Consider the following 1,225-nt stretch of genomic DNA (forward strand, 5'->3'; position numbering starts at 1 on the left):
GGGAGCATGTCACTTTTGCAGTGAGCAATTATACTTAGGCAGGTTTTCCCTGATTACCAATTAAGCCGTTTAAGTAAGCACAACGATGAGCTAATACTTGTCCCACATGTTCTGATTTCCAACTAGCTCCTGATATTTTAATTCGTCTGGCTATTTGCTTAATCCCTGATTCTACCGCTCCTGAACCAATTGAACAGATGCCATCCCTTGAGCAAACTTCATAGTTGATAATCCTTTGTTTATGCTTTTCTAAATATTTGCAAAAATTCACTGCTGATTTTTTCTTGAGCTTTGTAAATAGAGCTACCGCATTCTCTACATTCCCTTGCCACAAATATGCTTCTGCTTGCTTAATTCGCTTCATTGAACCACCTACTTTCTGAAGATTTTGATTCAGATGATACCAATCGAGAATTTCTCTTCTGTCCTGTTGACTACTGATTTCCTTAAATATATTCCACACTCCATCATGTCCATCACCTACGCAAGTTACAGGTTTTGCTAACGGTTGTTTATTTGCCCAATTAACGAGGATATCATTTTGATTGAAACTAGCCATCATACCAGCTTCCGACACAATTGCTTTATAGTCTTTCCATTCAGACTTTTCTCCTTGAGGTGCCCTCAGTCGTACTTTTCCACCATCTGCACTTAGCTCCGAAATATCTTCTGTTGATATCGGTTCGCTGAAGTCTTGATAATGTACTAATATGAGTTGTGTTTTAGCCGGAACAGTCACTCCCGTTAGATACTTAATATCTTGGGCTGCATGCTTATAAGCAACATTGGCACTCAGTCTTAAGCAACAGTTTTCTAAATGTGGACTCAACCTGCTAGCACTACCGCAGCCTAGTTTAGCTGCTTGCTTCTCGGTGATACTTAAATTACCTAGGGTACTTTTTAAGGTCTTGATTCTTCCGGCTTTTGTACCGCTAGCTGAGCAGATAAAAAAAAGCCGATATGTGGTGTCACATGAGTCAAAACTTGGTCTCTCACTGCGAGTTCAATATCTTCTAATGTCTGCAAGGAATCAGGATTATAATCATCATAAAGTATGGCAGAAATAGCATCTAGGTGTGTTTTAATTGTCTGTTGTTGTTCAGGTGTCATGATTATATATGCAGTGGGAAGAGATGATAATTATCGCCATTATACTGATGATGGGTAAAAAAGTCATGGTGGGGTTCACGAGTATTTATACTCATCGCAAAAGTGACACGCTCCC

At 39.4% G+C, this 1,225-nt stretch carries 1 protein-coding gene; it reads right to left on the minus strand.

Translation table 11 applies throughout. The features are described from left to right. Positions 1 to 34: 34 nt before the first annotated feature. Positions 35 to 1,110, minus strand: a protein-coding gene (locus tag QUB11_RS31180; RefSeq protein WP_333201424.1) for an ISKra4 family transposase whose coding sequence is annotated in 2 segments (ribosomal slippage) — positions 35 to 957 and positions 957 to 1,110 — 1,077 coding nt in all. Because the reading frame shifts where the segments join, the coding sequence is not laid out codon by codon here. Between the last annotated feature and the right edge of the window lie 115 nt (positions 1,111 to 1,225).

The organism is Microcoleus sp. B6-A1, assembly GCF_036705085.1.
GTDB lineage: Bacteria > Cyanobacteriota > Cyanobacteriia > Cyanobacteriales > Microcoleaceae > Microcoleus.